This window comes from Bradyrhizobium sp. CCBAU 53415, from assembly GCF_028128735.1.
In the GTDB taxonomy this organism is placed as follows: Bacteria; Pseudomonadota; Alphaproteobacteria; order Rhizobiales; family Xanthobacteraceae; genus Bradyrhizobium.
In genome coordinates this window covers 152,097-165,034 of the sequence record NZ_LBJF01000017.1, presented here as the reverse complement: position 1 = coordinate 165,034, position 12,938 = coordinate 152,097, and the positions used below count along the sequence as shown (strand labels likewise).

The following is a 12,938-nucleotide window of genomic DNA, read 5'->3' as shown; positions in this document are numbered from 1 at the left end:
GGCGCATGGGACCTGCTCTCGATACCTTTGCCGCTGATGCCCATGGTACTAATCTTCTTGGGCTCGTATCTTCTTTGGAAATCGCTTTCGCCGCGTTAAGCGACGCCCTTCAATCAATCGCAGGGCTGACGAACGACGTTTGTCGGCATCGAGCAACGCGTTCGACAGCGCCACGCGATAAAAATGTTCGGCCTCAGGCGAGCGGGGCATGCGGATTACCGGCTGAATGCCGCGAAATAGATTCGACGCCCGGTCACGCGCCTTGTGATATTTGCACGACAGAAGCGCACATTGCTTGCGGGTGATGTGAAGTTCGATTTCGGTTGCGCCGCTGGCCTTAAGCAAGGCGTAGGCATCATTCAGCACGTAGGATGGGGTTGAGCTCTTGCGAAACCCATCACTCGTTGCGATCGCGCCACTGCGATCCGCGATTATTGAAGCAATCCTCAAAGGGCCGTAGAGCGAGCAGCGAATTGCCGGCGATGGGTTTCGCAAGAGCTCAACCCATCCTACGTGCTGGATCAAGGGAATGGTGATCCAGATCAGGGGTCCGGTCCCGCCGCGCGGCACAAGAGACCATGGACCGCAACATGCTCCTGCGGCATCTCGCGATGGCCAAGCGCCACGTTACGCTCGGTGAAAACCATCTTGCGAGACAAGAGGCCTTGCTTGCGGAGCTGGACCGCGATGGCCACGACACGACAGATACCTTGGCCATCCAGGAGACGATGCGGCACACACAGACCTTGCAAATGCAGGACCGCGACCGGCTATTGGCGCAGTTGGCGCTTTAGCCGAGCACCTCATATCTCTTCGTCCGCTTGCGTCTGCGAGCACTGGATTGCGTCACCCTGCCCGCTTCAGCGGCCCTGACGCGCCGACGAAGCTCCAACAGTTCACAATATGCGGCACGAAGCGGATCGTTGCAATCGAGCGTCGGCGGTCGCTTCGAAGAATTCGTCGTGCCGTAGGATGAGTATCTGATCATCTTGAACACGCTGCGTTTGATATGCGCAGAGCGTATCAAGCCATTCTTGTCGCGCAACGAAAGTCGCTTGTTAATGTTGACGTCGCGGGAAAACGTTAAATCGGGAACAGTGCGTTGCACGGATCGGATGGCCACTTCCAGTTAAGTGCACAGCCAACGTAGTTTGCGTCCACACCTCGATTGAAGAAGCAGGCCGCCTGGCCGCTTCGCCCTTCGACGCTATTCAAACGATCGCCGGCGCCGTCTCCGCCGCTATCCGCCTCGGCCGACGTTCGACGAGGCGTTGTTCAGCCAGCGCAGCGTTGCCTCGTCGCTCCAGCCTGGGACGGCAAAGCGAACCGGCGGAGTCACGTTCGCGCGGGGCCGGTCCACTGCATGATGGCGCGCGCGGGCATGATGCACCGGTGCGGCGTTTGCGGAGGTGCACAGGACGAGCAACAGACCCATGGCAAAAAGAGCTCGCATCACATCAACTCCAATCGAGCAATCGCCCACCGGTATTTGATGCGCCGATCGGCCCGCCACAATCGATCGCGCCTTCACAAGCAGGAGAGAGAAGCGCGGGCTCTTGCGTGCAAGCCAGTCCTCGATCGCCGCGGCCGGAGCTCGTGCAGCCTCGACAGCAAAAAGGTTACACGTCGGGCCTTCACAACTATCGTGCTTCCTGGAAATTTCTACCCCGGAGCCGTCTTGCAGCACCGACGCCCGCATCCCAACTCACCGTGTGGTCACATGAGCGGAGGAAGGAAAATGATGCGTGTATTGTCGGTGGCACTCCTCGCGGCGGCTTCGCTCACCCAGGCCAACGCAGAGGCGCAGACGAAAGGGTCCAACCCGTCCAACCCTGCGTGCAGCTATACGCTGGCGAGCAGCGGGGAAACCTATCAGGTCCCCGCGGGGCAGACTCTTTGCTGGCGCGTGCCCCCGCCTTCCGCGAAGACGTACACGCTCCTGCGTTGCGACCCGCCATTTCAGGAACTCAACCGGGTGCAAATGGGCGATGGTCGCTGCAACAAGTACGAGGAGCGGCAATAGACCGCAGCCGGACACCCCCTCCACGGGGGCGGCTCTGAGCCAGGCGAAGCCGTGCTCCCGTTCGCGCGGGCCCGCTTGGCGCGGACGCATCCCGAGTGCTTCGCTCGATGCGCCTTCAGCTTTCCGGAGCCGACGCCACAGCCGGCACACTCAGCGGAGCGCCTCCGACCGAAACGGGCCCCACGGGTTTCGATTGCCGCGCCATCCGTTTGCGCATCGCTGCGGACAGTCCATAGCGAGCATTCGCCCTCCGAATGGAGGACGTGACGTCCGACATCATCGCATTTTGCAGCGAATCGACCTTCGCGATCAGCGTGGACAGCTGCGAAGATATCTTCCTCACATCGACCCGTTCGTCCGTGATGCTCTGTCGCAGGGACAGGAGCAGCAATGAATCCTGCTGCAGCAGGGCTGCATTCTGCTGAGCTGAGTCATTGCTCTCCTTCAGCAGGGCAGCATGCTGCTGCTGGGCCGACTGAATGTCCTTCAAGGCAGTGACGACCGGATCCGATTTTTGCGCGGGCGCTTGCTGGCGCGGAAGCAGTTCAGCCAGGCTGCCGACATTCAGCGAGGGAAAATCGGACGGCAGCGTATAGATCGCCGCCGCGCCGTTGATGGCCAGGGCGCACACGGACAACGCCAGGACCGATTTCCGGCCGGAGCGCCTGGCAGGCACCGGAGCTTCCAGGGCTTCGGGTTCGTGCCCCGCTGCGGCGGCCGCAAGGGCCACGGCGTCGAGTTCTTCGGCGAAGCTTTGCGTTTCGAAAGTCGTGGTCATTTGCATTGACCCCAATGAGCGAGCAACAGGAAGCCGTCGCCGGAACGTCCTCGCGACGCCTCCTCTACGCAGCACCCATCTCCAACTGTCTAAAATTGTAGGCTTTTCGGATTAATTCCACGTTAGCGGCCGCTCCGGCGGACGCCCTCGGCGACCCCGGCCGATTACGGGGTCCGTGGGCAGCGGCTCACTCTGGACCGTCGAACAGGCGGCCCCGCAGCAGCCGCTTCGCGCCGACGGATTTTCCGAAGCTGGCATCATGCCACTGTTTTGCCCGACGGATCAACCGGCCTTTGCGCCGGATAAAGAAGGCATTGTGGCAGAGGCACTTGGCTACTGTGCATGGGGTTGTTTTCGCGTTTTTGGCTTCTCACCCCTCGTCCAGCAGTTCGAACAGCTCCTCCACCCGCTCGAACGGCGCGTCCTGCATCGGGCTGTGGTAGACGACGCGATCGCCGTCGCGTTGAAGTGACTTTCCCCGCGATTTCCGCAAGCGCCCCGGCAGGAACGTCGCTGCGGCCGCTTCGGGGCCGACGTCGAGCCGGATGATGCCTCTGCGCTTGCACTCGATCCTGAGCCGGGCTGCGGCGAAGAAGTCGCGCGCGACCTTCGGCAACGGTCCGAAGCGGCGGGAGGTCTCTTCCTCGAGGTCTTCGAGGTCGTCCTCGCCATTGCATCTTGCGGCGCGCGCATAGAGCTCGAGCCGCACCGGCTCGGACTGCACATAGGTCTCCGGGAGCATGTCTCCGACCGGCAGGTTCAGGTCGGGCACCCACACCGCGGCGCGCTCCTCATCGGCCTTCTCCGAGGCCATTTTCAGGAGGTGGCTGTAGAGTACGGGCCCGAACACCTGGACGTGGCCGGACTGCTGCTCCGAGAACAGGTCGCCCGCCCCCCTGAGATCGAGGTCGCGCTCGCTGATGGCAAAGCCGGCGCCCGGCCGGCTGAACTCCTCGAGCGCGGCCAGCCGCTTCGCGGACTGTCCGGATTCCGTCTCGGTCAACAGATGGGCGAAGGCGCGGATGCCGCTGCGGCCGACACGGCCGCGGAGCTGGTGCAGCTGGGCAAGGCCGAACTTCTCCGGCCAGCACACCACGATGGTGTTGGCGCGGGGAATGTCGAGGCCGCTCTCGACGATGTTGGTCGCGAGCAGGACGTCGGCTCCGCCCTCGACGAAGCTCATCATGCGGTCGTCGATCTCGTCGGCAGGCAGCTTGCCGTGCAGACAGACGATGCGCAGGTCCGGCGCCACCGCCTGCACCCGCGCCAGCATCGGATCGAGATCGTGGATGCGCGGACAGATCAGAAAGCTCTGGCCGTGGCGGCGCTGCTCGCGCAGCAGCGCCGAGGCAATCGCCGCATCCGACAGCGGCGCGATCCTTGTTGCGACCGGCAGCCGGTGCACCGGCGGCGAAGCAATCACGCTGAGGTCGCGGAAGCCGGCAAGGCCGGCGGCCAGCGTCCGCGGGATCGGCGTCGCGCTCATCATCAGCACGTGGACGTTCCTGGCGAGGCCGGCGAGCTTGGCCTTCTCGGCCGCGCCAAAATGCTGCTCCTCGTCGATGATGACGAGGCCGAGATCGTCGAACCTGACGTCCTTGCCGGTGAGCGCCTGCGTGCCGATCACGACCTTGATGCGGCCGCTGCGCAGTCCCTCCCTGGTCTCCCGCAGTTCCGCACCGGACGTCGCCCGCGACAGGTTGCCGACCTCGATGCCGAACGGCGCAAAGCGCTTCTGGAATGTCGCGACGTGCTGCCGGGCCAGCACCGTCGTCGGCACCGCGACCGCCACCTGTTTCCCCGACAGCACCACGGCCGCCGCCGCCCGCAGCGCCACCTCGGTCTTGCCAAAGCCAACGTCACCACAAATCACCCGGTCCATCGGATGGCCGGATGCAAGATCGTCCAGCACGTCGCTGATCGCCTTGGCTTGATCGCTCGTGGTGAAGTAAGGGAAACGCGCCACGAACTTCTCGTAGGCCGACCCCGGCGGCACCAGCTTTTCGGCGCGCCGCCGGCGGCGCTGGCTGATGTGCCTGGCCAGCACCTTGCCGGCGACCTGAATTTCGCGCTCGGCCGAAGTGCGGCGCGCCCACCATGTGCTGCCGTCCGCCTTGTCGAGCGCCAGCTTGCCGAGTTCGCCGGCGTAGGGCCACATCAAGGCGAGATCGGGCGGCGGCACCAGAACCGCGTTGTCGCCTGCGAACTTGAGGCGGATCATCTCCCGCATGGCGCCGCCGCCGGTGTTGACGGTCTGCAAGCCGTCGAGCACGCCAAGGCCGCGCTGGAGGTGGACGACCACCGTGCCCTGCTCGGGCACATCGGCATGGTCGAAGGCCGCGCTCCAGGCGCGCGCCATCGGCTGCGGATGATGCGCTCGGCTGCCGAGCACGTCGGACGCCGTCACCACGACCAGAGGCTTCTTCCCAGGCACCACGAAGCCGGCATCGAGATCGGCCGACAGCGCCGCCTCGCCGCCCCGTCCCCGCGCCGCCTGCTCCCAGTCCTCGCAGCGCTCCGCCTTGACGCCGCTCATGCGCTCCATCGCGCGCAGATCGTCCTCGTGCGCGGCGACGAGCATCAGCCGCGATCCGGCCCGGCGTGTCTCCTCGACGAAGGCACGCAGCGCCTTCCTCGATGATGTCAGCTTCGAAAACTCGGGGATGGGCTGGAACGACGCCGTCCGCGGCAGCACCTTCATGCCCTTGGAGAGCCGCTTCCAGTCGCGCCGTCCGAGATATTCGCGCTCACGCTCCGCCCGCGGCGCGGCCTCCTCGATCGTGCCCAGCCACGCGTCGGCGTGCAACGGCACCCCGGCGTCCGCGATCCATTTGGCGCCACCGCAATAGTCGAACAGGCTCGCGCGCCTGCCGCGCTTGCCGGCAAGGCCGAGCCGCTCCGACATGGGATCGACGAGCAGCTCCCTGGTCTCGAAGATGATGCTGTGCTCGTTCGGATCGAACGCCACGATCCGTCTGATCGCGCGGTCCGAATGCTCGATCCGGAATGGCCCCAGCGCGCCCGCCGGAAATATCTCGAAGGTCTGCCCGTGGAACAGCGCTCCGCCCGGATAGTCCGGCTCATCGTCGAGATCGTATCCCAGGGCCTCGAGGCAGGTCTCGAGGTCCCGCTCGGAGAACGTGCCGCCCACCTTCAAGCTCAGGCTCAGGCGCGACAGGCTCGCCGGTGGCGGCAGGCGCTCCATCACCGCTTCTGCCGTCGACACGAGAAACAGCGGTTTCTTGGATTTTGCGATCCGCCTCAGCACGGAGGCTCTGCGCCCCGCGAGCTCGTGCGATGGCTCCAGCTGATCGAACGGCAAGGTGTTCAGTCGCGGAAATACCAGGACCTCGCAGGACGGGTCGAGCGCGTGAATGACGCTGCCCAGCCGCTCCGCCCTGTTCTCGTTCTCGGCGAGAAAGACGAGACCGCTGCGTCCGGACTGCTTCCATTGTGCAAGCAGATGGAGAGCCATCATGCCGAGGGGCGACGAAGACGAGATCGTGGCGCGCTGCGATCCTTTGCTCTTCTTCGGCGCCTTCTTGGCCACCCGCGCCTTTTTGGAAAGCCTCACTTGAACCCGTTTCTGGTCTTAACCCGTCGCCAACTCAATGCGAGCCGCCTCATTCCGAATCGGCAGCTCGCCGCCATGCATATGGGATTTGCCCCGCGAACGCACCCCTCGTGGGCAACGTCCGGGAAGGCCGTCGCGATCCCGGCAGTCTCGCCATTGATCGCCCCGGCAGTTGGAACTGGCTCCGTTCCGACGCGTGAAATGCAACCCCGTGCTCTCGATGCGAAAGTCGATGCGATCGAGGCGCTCTACACGGTGGCAGGCACGAAAAAGCCCCAGCGCTTGGAGCCACGCTGGGGCGCTCGTTCAAAATGAAGCGGTTGAGCAATGACGCCTTCATAGCAGCGGTTTCGCCGCGCGCTTGTGAACTGGTTCACACGCTGCGCCAAACGACCTCAGTGCGAAGGCCCTGAGGTCGCCAACCTTTGTGGGGAAGGTTTTCTCGCGGCCCAGGGGCTTTGGGGGTTGGGGATGGGCCGGGAGCCAAGACTCTACGCGCGACGCGCAGAGTCGTTCCAAGCAAGTGGGCGGGAAGTCCGCCGGCGCGGTCGGCGCAATGTCGGCTCGATCCATCAGGAACGGGGTACCGCATCCTTCCGTTTTGGACTTGCGCAAGCAGCGCGCTAGGATGCCTCCTTTAACGGAGGCTCATTTGAAGCCATTCATTTTCATCGGCGCCATCGCGCTGCTTGCGATGGCCCCCGCCCACGCACAGACGCTGGTCGATCCCAACAAGGTCGCTCCCGAATACCGCGAGGCGGCCGAGAAGCGCCGGGCCGAGCAGTTGCGCCAGCGTGAATGCGCGCTGAAGGCGGATCTCGAGAAGGTGCTGCCCAGGGATCGCACCGCCTTTCTCAATCATTGCCTGGAGACGATAGCGGCCAAGCGATAACGGCCGACTGTTCCAACCGGCGTCTTGGCGCGATGCGCGATGCGCAATGCGCGCAAGGTCCGAAGGCAGATGCGGAAGGCCGAAGTCGTCAGGCTCGCTGCAGAGCCGCGGGCGGTCCGGTCGAGGTGCTCGATGGACGGATGCGATCGGCGGAGCGGCAGGACTGGCTCAGCTCCGCCGCCGCTTCCTCGGAAACAGCCGGTCGCGGATGTAGCGCGAGGTGGGCGTCAGGCGGATGCCGCGGGGCTTGTGCCAGGCGGCGCGGTCGATCTCCTTCTTGTCGCCGATCGCCAGCCTGCCCTTGGCGGACTTGGTAGTGAAGATTGCGTCGCTCATCTTGCGGCCGGAGCGCTTGTTCCTCGCCTTCACTTCCTTCCAGAGGCTGATCCTGCCGAGCTTGAGCTTGGGCAGCTCCTCCCTGATCTCCCGCCGCAGGCAGTCCTTCTCCGACTCGCGCGCACGCTTGCGGCCGCCCGGGAACATCCAGAGCCCGTCCGATCGCCGTCTGACCAACAATACCTTGCCGCGCCTGGCGGCAACCAGTTTGGAAGACTTCGCCATTGCTGCCGTCATCGAGAACAGAATCGATCCAATGGTAACTTGTCTAGTCAAATAGACAAGTTCGCGGCGCGCCTTGATCACAGGCCGCCAGTGCGTCGGGCCCTGGCGCGGCGCGATCGGCGGACCGCGCCGTTCGAGGCGCGAGATCAGTCCTTGCCCGCCTCCGCCTGATCTTCCGTCCTGATCCAGGCCATCATCATTTCCCAGGCCACCGACAGGATGATCGGCCCGATGAACAATCCGACGATGCCGTGGGCCAGCGTGCCGCCGATCACGCCGACGAAGATCACGATGGTTGGGGTGGTCAGGCCGCGCCCCATGACCAGCGGCTTCAGCATCGTGTCGATGAAGCCGACGAGGACGAGAAACACGGTGAGCAGCAGCGCGATGGTGACGTCCTTGGCGGTCCAGATCCAGATGATCACCGGCAGCAGCACGAGGAAGGCGCCGATCTGCACGATCGAGAGCAGCAGCACGATGAAGGCGAGAAGGCCCGCGCTCGGCACCGCCGCGAGCTTGAAGCCGATGCCGGCGAGCAGCGCCTGCACGATCGCGATGCCGATCACGCCCTGCGCCACGGCGCGGATGGTCGCGCCAGCGAGCGACAGGAAATGCTCGCTCTGCTCCGGCACGATGCGAAACAGGAAGCCGCGGCCGGCCGCGACCAGCCGCGGCCCGTGCGGAAACAGGAAGCCGGCCACGAACACGGAGACCAGAAACTGCAGCGTGCCGACGCCGGCGTCGCCCGCGAGCGAGAGCAGCGGGCCTGCCAGCGGCTGGAGATACGGCGCGACCTCACGCACCACCGCCCGGACGTTCTTGTAGGCCTGGTCCCAGAGCTCGTAGAGCCAGGGGCCGACGAGCGGCCACGATTTGAGCTGCTCCGGCGCTGACTGCAGCGCGAGGTCGCCGGTGCCGAGCTGGTGAGCCAGCTCGCGCACGCCGTCCACCGCGCTGATGCCGAGCCAGGTCGCCGGACCAATGACGATGCCGAGCGTGATCAGGGTCAGGATCGCTGCTGCGGTCTTGGGCCGGCCGCCGAGGATCTTGGCGACCCAGCTGAACGCCGGATAGAACGCCACCGCGAGCACGCCGCTCCAGGCCAGAATCGGCACGAACGGACGGATGATCAGGAAGGTCCAGATGATCAGCAGGGCGAGCAGGCCAAGCCGGATCACGAGCTGGATGACGTCCTCTCCCGTCAGGAGCTGACGGAGGCTTTTCACGGGCACAGCTTTCCTTGCGGCATGAACGCAACTTCCGGCGCTTGCGGGGCCTTGCCGTTATTGCCAGCAACGCTTCCGCCGTCAAGACGACTGGAACCGACCACGCCCGCGATCAGGAACCCATCAGGCCATTCCGCATTCCGAGACGACGACGCCCCTTCCCCGAGAGCTCGGTGCACGCGCGGGGATGCATCGTGGTATCCAATACTCCCTGCAGCCGGATGCCGCGCCAGGCTTTTGCCGCTATGCTTATGCGATCAGCGACAAAGTCCGTTCCGGACGGGCCCAAGGCAAGCCGCAACCGGCTTGGCTAACGCCCGTTAACCGGATTTCCCCGCGCCAGTTTACGCCGCTGCAAACGCTGGCGACTATCGTGGATGGAGGTCACCGAAACACATTCTGTGCAATGGCCAACAGCATCTGGACGATCGAAGAGTTCACCTGTGCGGGTTGCGGCATGAACTACACCGCGACCCGAGAGGAGCACAGCGAAGCCCATACCGGCAGCTTCAAATGCGGCATCTGCAGCGGCGTCGTGCACGCCTGGTCCGGCAGGCATCATTTCTTCGGCTGGCAAGCCGTGAAGACGAGGCCGCCCGTGTTCGGGAAGCGCTGGGCGGGCGTCGAGTGGTAAGCCGTCCGCGGCGTCGCACCGGGGATCGACCGAATTGCACCGGTGCCGTTTGGACTCCGTTCACCGGTCGCCGCTAGATCAGGACCGATCCTCCGCGTCGAACCCGATCATGGCCGACCTCAACGCCGTCCTCACCAGGCTCAACGACCGTCTGCTCCGCCTCGAGGGCGAGCTGTTCGTGCTGCGCTCGCTGGCGCGCGCGACGCTGACGGCGGGTGACGACCATGCGGCACGCATGCGCAAGCTGGTCGAGGCCGCGAAAGTCGCGCTCGACGACGAGGCCAGGCGCCCTCTCGACAAGCCGACACGCAAATATGTCGATGCGGCCACCGCACTGGTGGAGGAACTGCTGGTCGAGCCGACCCCGGCGCGGCCGCTATTCACGGTGATTGACGGCGGCCGGCGCGACTGAGCGATAGCGCGCCGGTACGGCGATCTGCTCGCGCCCGTACAGCCGGCGGTCTCCCGCGCACGACGTCGGCTTGCAGACCTCTCAGATCGCCGTGGAATTCTCCGCCTTGAGCCGGCTGAGCCCCGCCTCGATGATCGCGATCTCCTCGTCGATCTGGCCGATCGGCAGGCTGAAATCATAGCCAGACCTGCTCTTCAAATCGACCGCGAGCCGCTGCCTGTGCATCATCAGCTCGTCGAGCCCGCGGCGGTTTTTCAGACGCACATAGGCGTCCACGATGTGCTCGATAGCGCTCGGCATGAAATCTGTCCCGGCGAAAAGGCCCGGCGGCGCGCCCACGCCGGCGGACGTTTCCAGTGTCGCGGTACGCAATACAAATCCGCGACGGATTCGTCGATACGCCAAGCTGGTTGAGATCGTGTTACCGTCGGACGATTTCGTGATGTGTGGCATGAAAAGGCCGCCGGCGATCACGCCAGCGGCCAAAGCCGGGTTCGAAAATGCATGCGGGTTGAAATGTCGCCAGCCCCGGTCGGCGCATGTTATCAGCCGATCGGGGACATCTCTGCTAAAAACGAAACACGGGAACCACTTATCGGCCGCTTATCGTCCGACCGTGGCGGCGCGGCAACGCTGGTCCGTGACGCAGAGATGGGGGCGCCGGCGCCCGGCGCATTGTTGATAACCCTCGCAAACGCTGCTCGGGTGGTGACAGGGCGTGCGGACGTGTTATCCCGAGCATAACGCAGTTGCGAGACGGATCGGACACCCATGCGCATTACCCTCGTCGGCTCCCGCCATTTCGGCGTGACCACCCTGAACATGCTCCGGGAGCACAGTGTTTCGGTCGTCCGGGTCGTGGTTGCCGATGCCGAGGATCGTCTCGCCGCGACCGCAAGGGCCGCCGGCATCGAGGTCGTGGTCCAGGCCAATCCGAAGCTGGTCGTGGCTTCCGAGATCGCCCCCGACACCGATCTGATCATCACGGCGCACAGCCACGCCCGGATCGGCAAGGACGCGCTCGCCGCCGCCAGGTTCGGCGGGATCGGCTATCACCCCTCGCTGCTGCCGCGCCATCGCGGCAAGGCCGCCGTGGAATGGACCATCAAGGAAGGCGATCCGATCGCCGGCGGCACCATCTATCATCTCGCCGACCGCATGGACGCCGGCGCGATCGCCGCTCAGGACTGGTGCTTCGTCAAGAAGGGCGAGACCGCGCGGGAGCTTTGGGAGCGCGCGCTGGCGCCGCTCGGACTCAAGCTGCTGGCCGACGTGATCGACTACGTCAAGGTTCACAAGGCACTGCCCGCCAAAACTCAGGACGAGCAGTTCGCGACCTCGGCACCGAGTCTCTCCTGACGTTTACCCTTAACGTGAACCTGCGTTGATTCTGCTTCGAAAATCGGAGACGGAAACCCAAATAAACCATTGTGTTGACAGGAACAATTTTCGGTTTGGCATCGCAACAAATTTCCGTCACATTTCGTCCGAATAAGCGTCAGCATATCAGACAAATTCAAGGACGGAATTCATGCGTTTTGGTCGCATTGCGGTGTTTTGTGCCGCTTCAGTTTTCGCCGGCACCCTTGCTGTCCCCGCTTTTGCCCAGAGCCCCTATGACGGCAATTGGCATGTCACCATCGTGACCAAGAGCGGCTCGTGCGAGCCGACCGCAAGCTCCATGCTGACCGTTGCCGATGGCAAGATCACCGCGCCCGGCGCTAACGTTTCCGGCACCATCGGTAGCGGGGGACTTGTGAAAGTTTCGATCAATGGTGCATATGCCAACGGTCAACTCAACGGCAACGCCGGATCGGGGAAGTGGAATGGAGCATCAGCAGGCATACCGTGCAGCGGGCGCTGGGAAGCATCGCGCCAATAAACCAGCGCAGGTTCGTGCCGGGAACCGGCGGCTGCTGATCGCGGCCGCCGTCTTGCTTGCGGCCGCAGCGGCCAATTCCGAAAGCAAGGCGCAATCCGGTCCGTTCGCTCCGATGGCGGGAAGCTGGAGCGGCGGCGGCACTGTCAGCCTCGAGGACGGATCCACGGAGCGCATCCGTTGCCGGGCCAAATATGCTCCCATCGGCCCCACAATGGAAATGACGCTGACCTGCGCCAGCGACGCCTACAAGTTCATCCTCGCCGCCAACGTTCAGTCCTCGGGTCATGCCATTTCGGGAAGCTGGAGCGAGGCCAGCCGCAACATCTCCGGCTCGCTCCAGGGCCGCGGTGGCGGTGGAAACTTCGAGGTGGTCGCCTCCGCCGCCGGCTTCAACGCCGACATCGCGCTGAGGACGAGCGGCAACAGGCAGACCGTCACGATCCGCGCGGACAGCCAGTTCCGCGGCGCCAACATCTCGATGTCGCGCTAAGGTCGACCGCGGTTTGGACAATCGACCCGGCGGCTCCGCCGGGTCATTTTTATGTGTTCGGGACGAACGCCGTGACCTCGATCTCGACCTTGGCCCGATCGTCTACGAGGCCACCGATATAGAGCAGCGTCGAGGGCGGGAAATTGCGTCCCAGCGTTTCCTTCCAGGCCGCGCCGATGCCGGGACCGGCCGCTTCATATTCGCTGCGGCTGGTCAGATACCAGGTCAAGCGGACGATGTGTTCGGGGCCGGCGCCGGCCTCGCCCAGGATCTTGACGATGCGCTTCAGCGCAGTCGCGACCTGCCCCGCCATGTCCGGCGCGTAGCTGCCGGCCTCGTCGCCGCCGGTCTGGCCGGCCAGAACCACCCAGCGCCCGGGCCCGTCGACCACGACGCCATGGGAAAAGCCGCGCGGTTTTTTCCACTCGGCCGGCTGCAGGATGTGCATGAGCGAAGCTCTCCCGAT

General features: G+C 64.6%; 16 protein-coding genes. 8 read left to right on the top strand and 8 right to left on the bottom strand.

The annotated features are described in order from the left end of the window. Nucleotides 1–48: 48 nt before the first annotated feature. Nucleotides 49–525, bottom strand: coding sequence for a hypothetical protein (locus XH87_RS10565; protein WP_271587216.1), 477 nt, complete (start codon nt 523–525; stop codon nt 49–51). Between the two features lie 53 nt (nt 526–578). Here XH87_RS10565 and XH87_RS10560 point away from each other — a divergent pair, with 53 nt between their 5' ends. Further along, nucleotides 579–794 (top strand): hypothetical protein, encoded by a 216-nt coding sequence (locus tag XH87_RS10560; protein ID WP_271587215.1) that lies wholly within the window; start codon nt 579–581, stop codon nt 792–794. Nucleotides 795–1,240: 446 nt separating this feature from the next. Here the strand turns inward: XH87_RS10560 and XH87_RS10555 are convergent, their stop codons facing one another. Then, nucleotides 1,241–1,699: a hypothetical protein gene (locus XH87_RS10555; RefSeq protein ID WP_271587214.1), complete on the bottom strand. Its 459-nt coding sequence runs from the start codon at nt 1,697–1,699 to the stop codon at nt 1,241–1,243. Nucleotides 1,700–1,738: 39 nt separating this feature from the next. Here XH87_RS10555 and XH87_RS10550 point away from each other — a divergent pair, with 39 nt between their 5' ends. Beyond that, nucleotides 1,739–2,023 (top strand): hypothetical protein, encoded by a 285-nt coding sequence (locus tag XH87_RS10550; protein WP_271587213.1) that lies wholly within the window; start codon nt 1,739–1,741, stop codon nt 2,021–2,023. Between the two features lie 115 nt (nt 2,024–2,138). Here the strand turns inward: XH87_RS10550 and XH87_RS10545 are convergent, their stop codons facing one another. Together XH87_RS10545 and XH87_RS10540 are read right to left on the bottom strand one after the other, a co-directional pair. Continuing rightward, on the bottom strand, nt 2,139–2,807 hold the full coding sequence (locus tag XH87_RS10545) for a hypothetical protein (protein ID WP_271587212.1): 669 nt from the start codon (nt 2,805–2,807) through the stop codon (nt 2,139–2,141). Between the two features lie 364 nt (nt 2,808–3,171). Continuing rightward, on the bottom strand, nt 3,172–6,279 hold the full coding sequence (locus XH87_RS10540; RefSeq protein WP_271587219.1) for a DEAD/DEAH box helicase: 3,108 nt from the start codon (nt 6,277–6,279) through the stop codon (nt 3,172–3,174). Nucleotides 6,280–7,027: 748 nt separating this feature from the next. On the opposite strand from XH87_RS10540, the gene XH87_RS10535 reads away from it, so the two are divergent. Beyond that, on the top strand, nt 7,028–7,267 hold the full coding sequence (locus XH87_RS10535) for a hypothetical protein (RefSeq protein WP_271587211.1): 240 nt from the start codon (nt 7,028–7,030) through the stop codon (nt 7,265–7,267). Nucleotides 7,268–7,435: 168 nt separating this feature from the next. On the opposite strand, the gene XH87_RS10530 is transcribed toward XH87_RS10535, so the two are convergent. Next, nucleotides 7,436–7,828: an NUDIX hydrolase gene (locus XH87_RS10530; RefSeq protein ID WP_193374102.1), complete on the bottom strand. Its 393-nt coding sequence runs from the start codon at nt 7,826–7,828 to the stop codon at nt 7,436–7,438. Between the two features lie 146 nt (nt 7,829–7,974). Further along, nucleotides 7,975–9,060, bottom strand: a complete 1,086-nt coding sequence (locus XH87_RS10525) for an AI-2E family transporter (protein WP_158671622.1) — start codon at nt 9,058–9,060, stop codon at nt 7,975–7,977. A gap of 400 nt (nt 9,061–9,460) precedes the next feature. Here XH87_RS10525 and XH87_RS10520 point away from each other — a divergent pair, with 400 nt between their 5' ends. Then, nucleotides 9,461–9,688: a hypothetical protein gene (locus XH87_RS10520; protein WP_271587210.1), complete on the top strand. Its 228-nt coding sequence runs from the start codon at nt 9,461–9,463 to the stop codon at nt 9,686–9,688. 109 nt (nt 9,689–9,797) lie between these two features. After that, complete coding sequence (locus XH87_RS10515) at nt 9,798–10,100, top strand: hypothetical protein (RefSeq protein ID WP_028136298.1); 303 nt, start codon at nt 9,798–9,800, stop codon at nt 10,098–10,100. An 81-nt stretch (nt 10,101–10,181) separates the two neighbouring features. Here XH87_RS10515 and XH87_RS10510 read toward each other — a convergent pair whose 3' ends face one another. Beyond that, the gene (locus XH87_RS10510) at nt 10,182–10,400 is read right to left on the bottom strand and encodes a hypothetical protein (RefSeq protein ID WP_035702757.1); all 219 of its coding nucleotides are present in this window, start codon (nt 10,398–10,400) and stop codon (nt 10,182–10,184) included. 471 nt (nt 10,401–10,871) lie between these two features. Between XH87_RS10510 and XH87_RS10505 the strand changes: the two genes are divergently transcribed. The 3 genes from XH87_RS10505 to XH87_RS10495 all read left to right on the top strand — a co-directional run bounded on the left by XH87_RS10505 (nt 10,872) and on the right by XH87_RS10495 (nt 12,472). Beyond that, nucleotides 10,872–11,459, top strand: coding sequence for a formyltransferase family protein (locus XH87_RS10505; protein WP_035702722.1), 588 nt, complete (start codon nt 10,872–10,874; stop codon nt 11,457–11,459). Between the two features lie 172 nt (nt 11,460–11,631). Next, on the top strand, nt 11,632–11,982 hold the full coding sequence (locus tag XH87_RS10500) for a hypothetical protein (protein WP_027575371.1): 351 nt from the start codon (nt 11,632–11,634) through the stop codon (nt 11,980–11,982). Continuing rightward, complete coding sequence (locus XH87_RS10495; protein ID WP_271587209.1) at nt 11,927–12,472, top strand: hypothetical protein; 546 nt, start codon at nt 11,927–11,929, stop codon at nt 12,470–12,472. The genes XH87_RS10500 and XH87_RS10495 overlap by 56 nt, the downstream gene beginning before the upstream one ends. Nucleotides 12,473–12,521: 49 nt before the next feature. Here XH87_RS10495 and XH87_RS10490 read toward each other — a convergent pair whose 3' ends face one another. Beyond that, nucleotides 12,522–12,920: a RidA family protein gene (locus XH87_RS10490; RefSeq protein WP_035702716.1), complete on the bottom strand. Its 399-nt coding sequence runs from the start codon at nt 12,918–12,920 to the stop codon at nt 12,522–12,524. Between the last annotated feature and the right edge of the window lie 18 nt (nt 12,921–12,938).

What these genes read in the sequence shown, in the direction of transcription:
- XH87_RS10560 (WP_271587215.1), top strand. Translation starts at nt 579, where the DNA reads ATGGACCGCAACATGCTCCTGCGGCATCTCGCGATGGCCAAGCGCCAC.
- XH87_RS10555 (WP_271587214.1), bottom strand. Translation starts at nt 1,699, where the DNA reads ATGCGGGCGTCGGTGCTGCAAGACGGCTCCGGGGTAGAAATTTCCAGG.
- XH87_RS10550 (WP_271587213.1), top strand. Translation starts at nt 1,739, where the DNA reads ATGATGCGTGTATTGTCGGTGGCACTCCTCGCGGCGGCTTCGCTCACC.
- XH87_RS10545 (WP_271587212.1), bottom strand. Translation starts at nt 2,807, where the DNA reads ATGCAAATGACCACGACTTTCGAAACGCAAAGCTTCGCCGAAGAACTC.
- XH87_RS10540 (WP_271587219.1), bottom strand. Translation starts at nt 6,279, where the DNA reads ATGATGGCTCTCCATCTGCTTGCACAATGGAAGCAGTCCGGACGCAGC.
- XH87_RS10530 (WP_193374102.1), bottom strand. Translation starts at nt 7,828, where the DNA reads ATGGCGAAGTCTTCCAAACTGGTTGCCGCCAGGCGCGGCAAGGTATTG.
- XH87_RS10520 (WP_271587210.1), top strand. Translation starts at nt 9,461, where the DNA reads ATGGCCAACAGCATCTGGACGATCGAAGAGTTCACCTGTGCGGGTTGC.
- XH87_RS10515 (WP_028136298.1), top strand. Translation starts at nt 9,798, where the DNA reads ATGGCCGACCTCAACGCCGTCCTCACCAGGCTCAACGACCGTCTGCTC.
- XH87_RS10510 (WP_035702757.1), bottom strand. Translation starts at nt 10,400, where the DNA reads ATGCCGAGCGCTATCGAGCACATCGTGGACGCCTATGTGCGTCTGAAA.
- XH87_RS10505 (WP_035702722.1), top strand. Translation starts at nt 10,872, where the DNA reads ATGCGCATTACCCTCGTCGGCTCCCGCCATTTCGGCGTGACCACCCTG.
- XH87_RS10500 (WP_027575371.1), top strand. Translation starts at nt 11,632, where the DNA reads ATGCGTTTTGGTCGCATTGCGGTGTTTTGTGCCGCTTCAGTTTTCGCC.
- XH87_RS10495 (WP_271587209.1), top strand. Translation starts at nt 11,927, where the DNA reads ATGGAGCATCAGCAGGCATACCGTGCAGCGGGCGCTGGGAAGCATCGC.
- XH87_RS10490 (WP_035702716.1), bottom strand. Translation starts at nt 12,920, where the DNA reads ATGCACATCCTGCAGCCGGCCGAGTGGAAAAAACCGCGCGGCTTTTCC.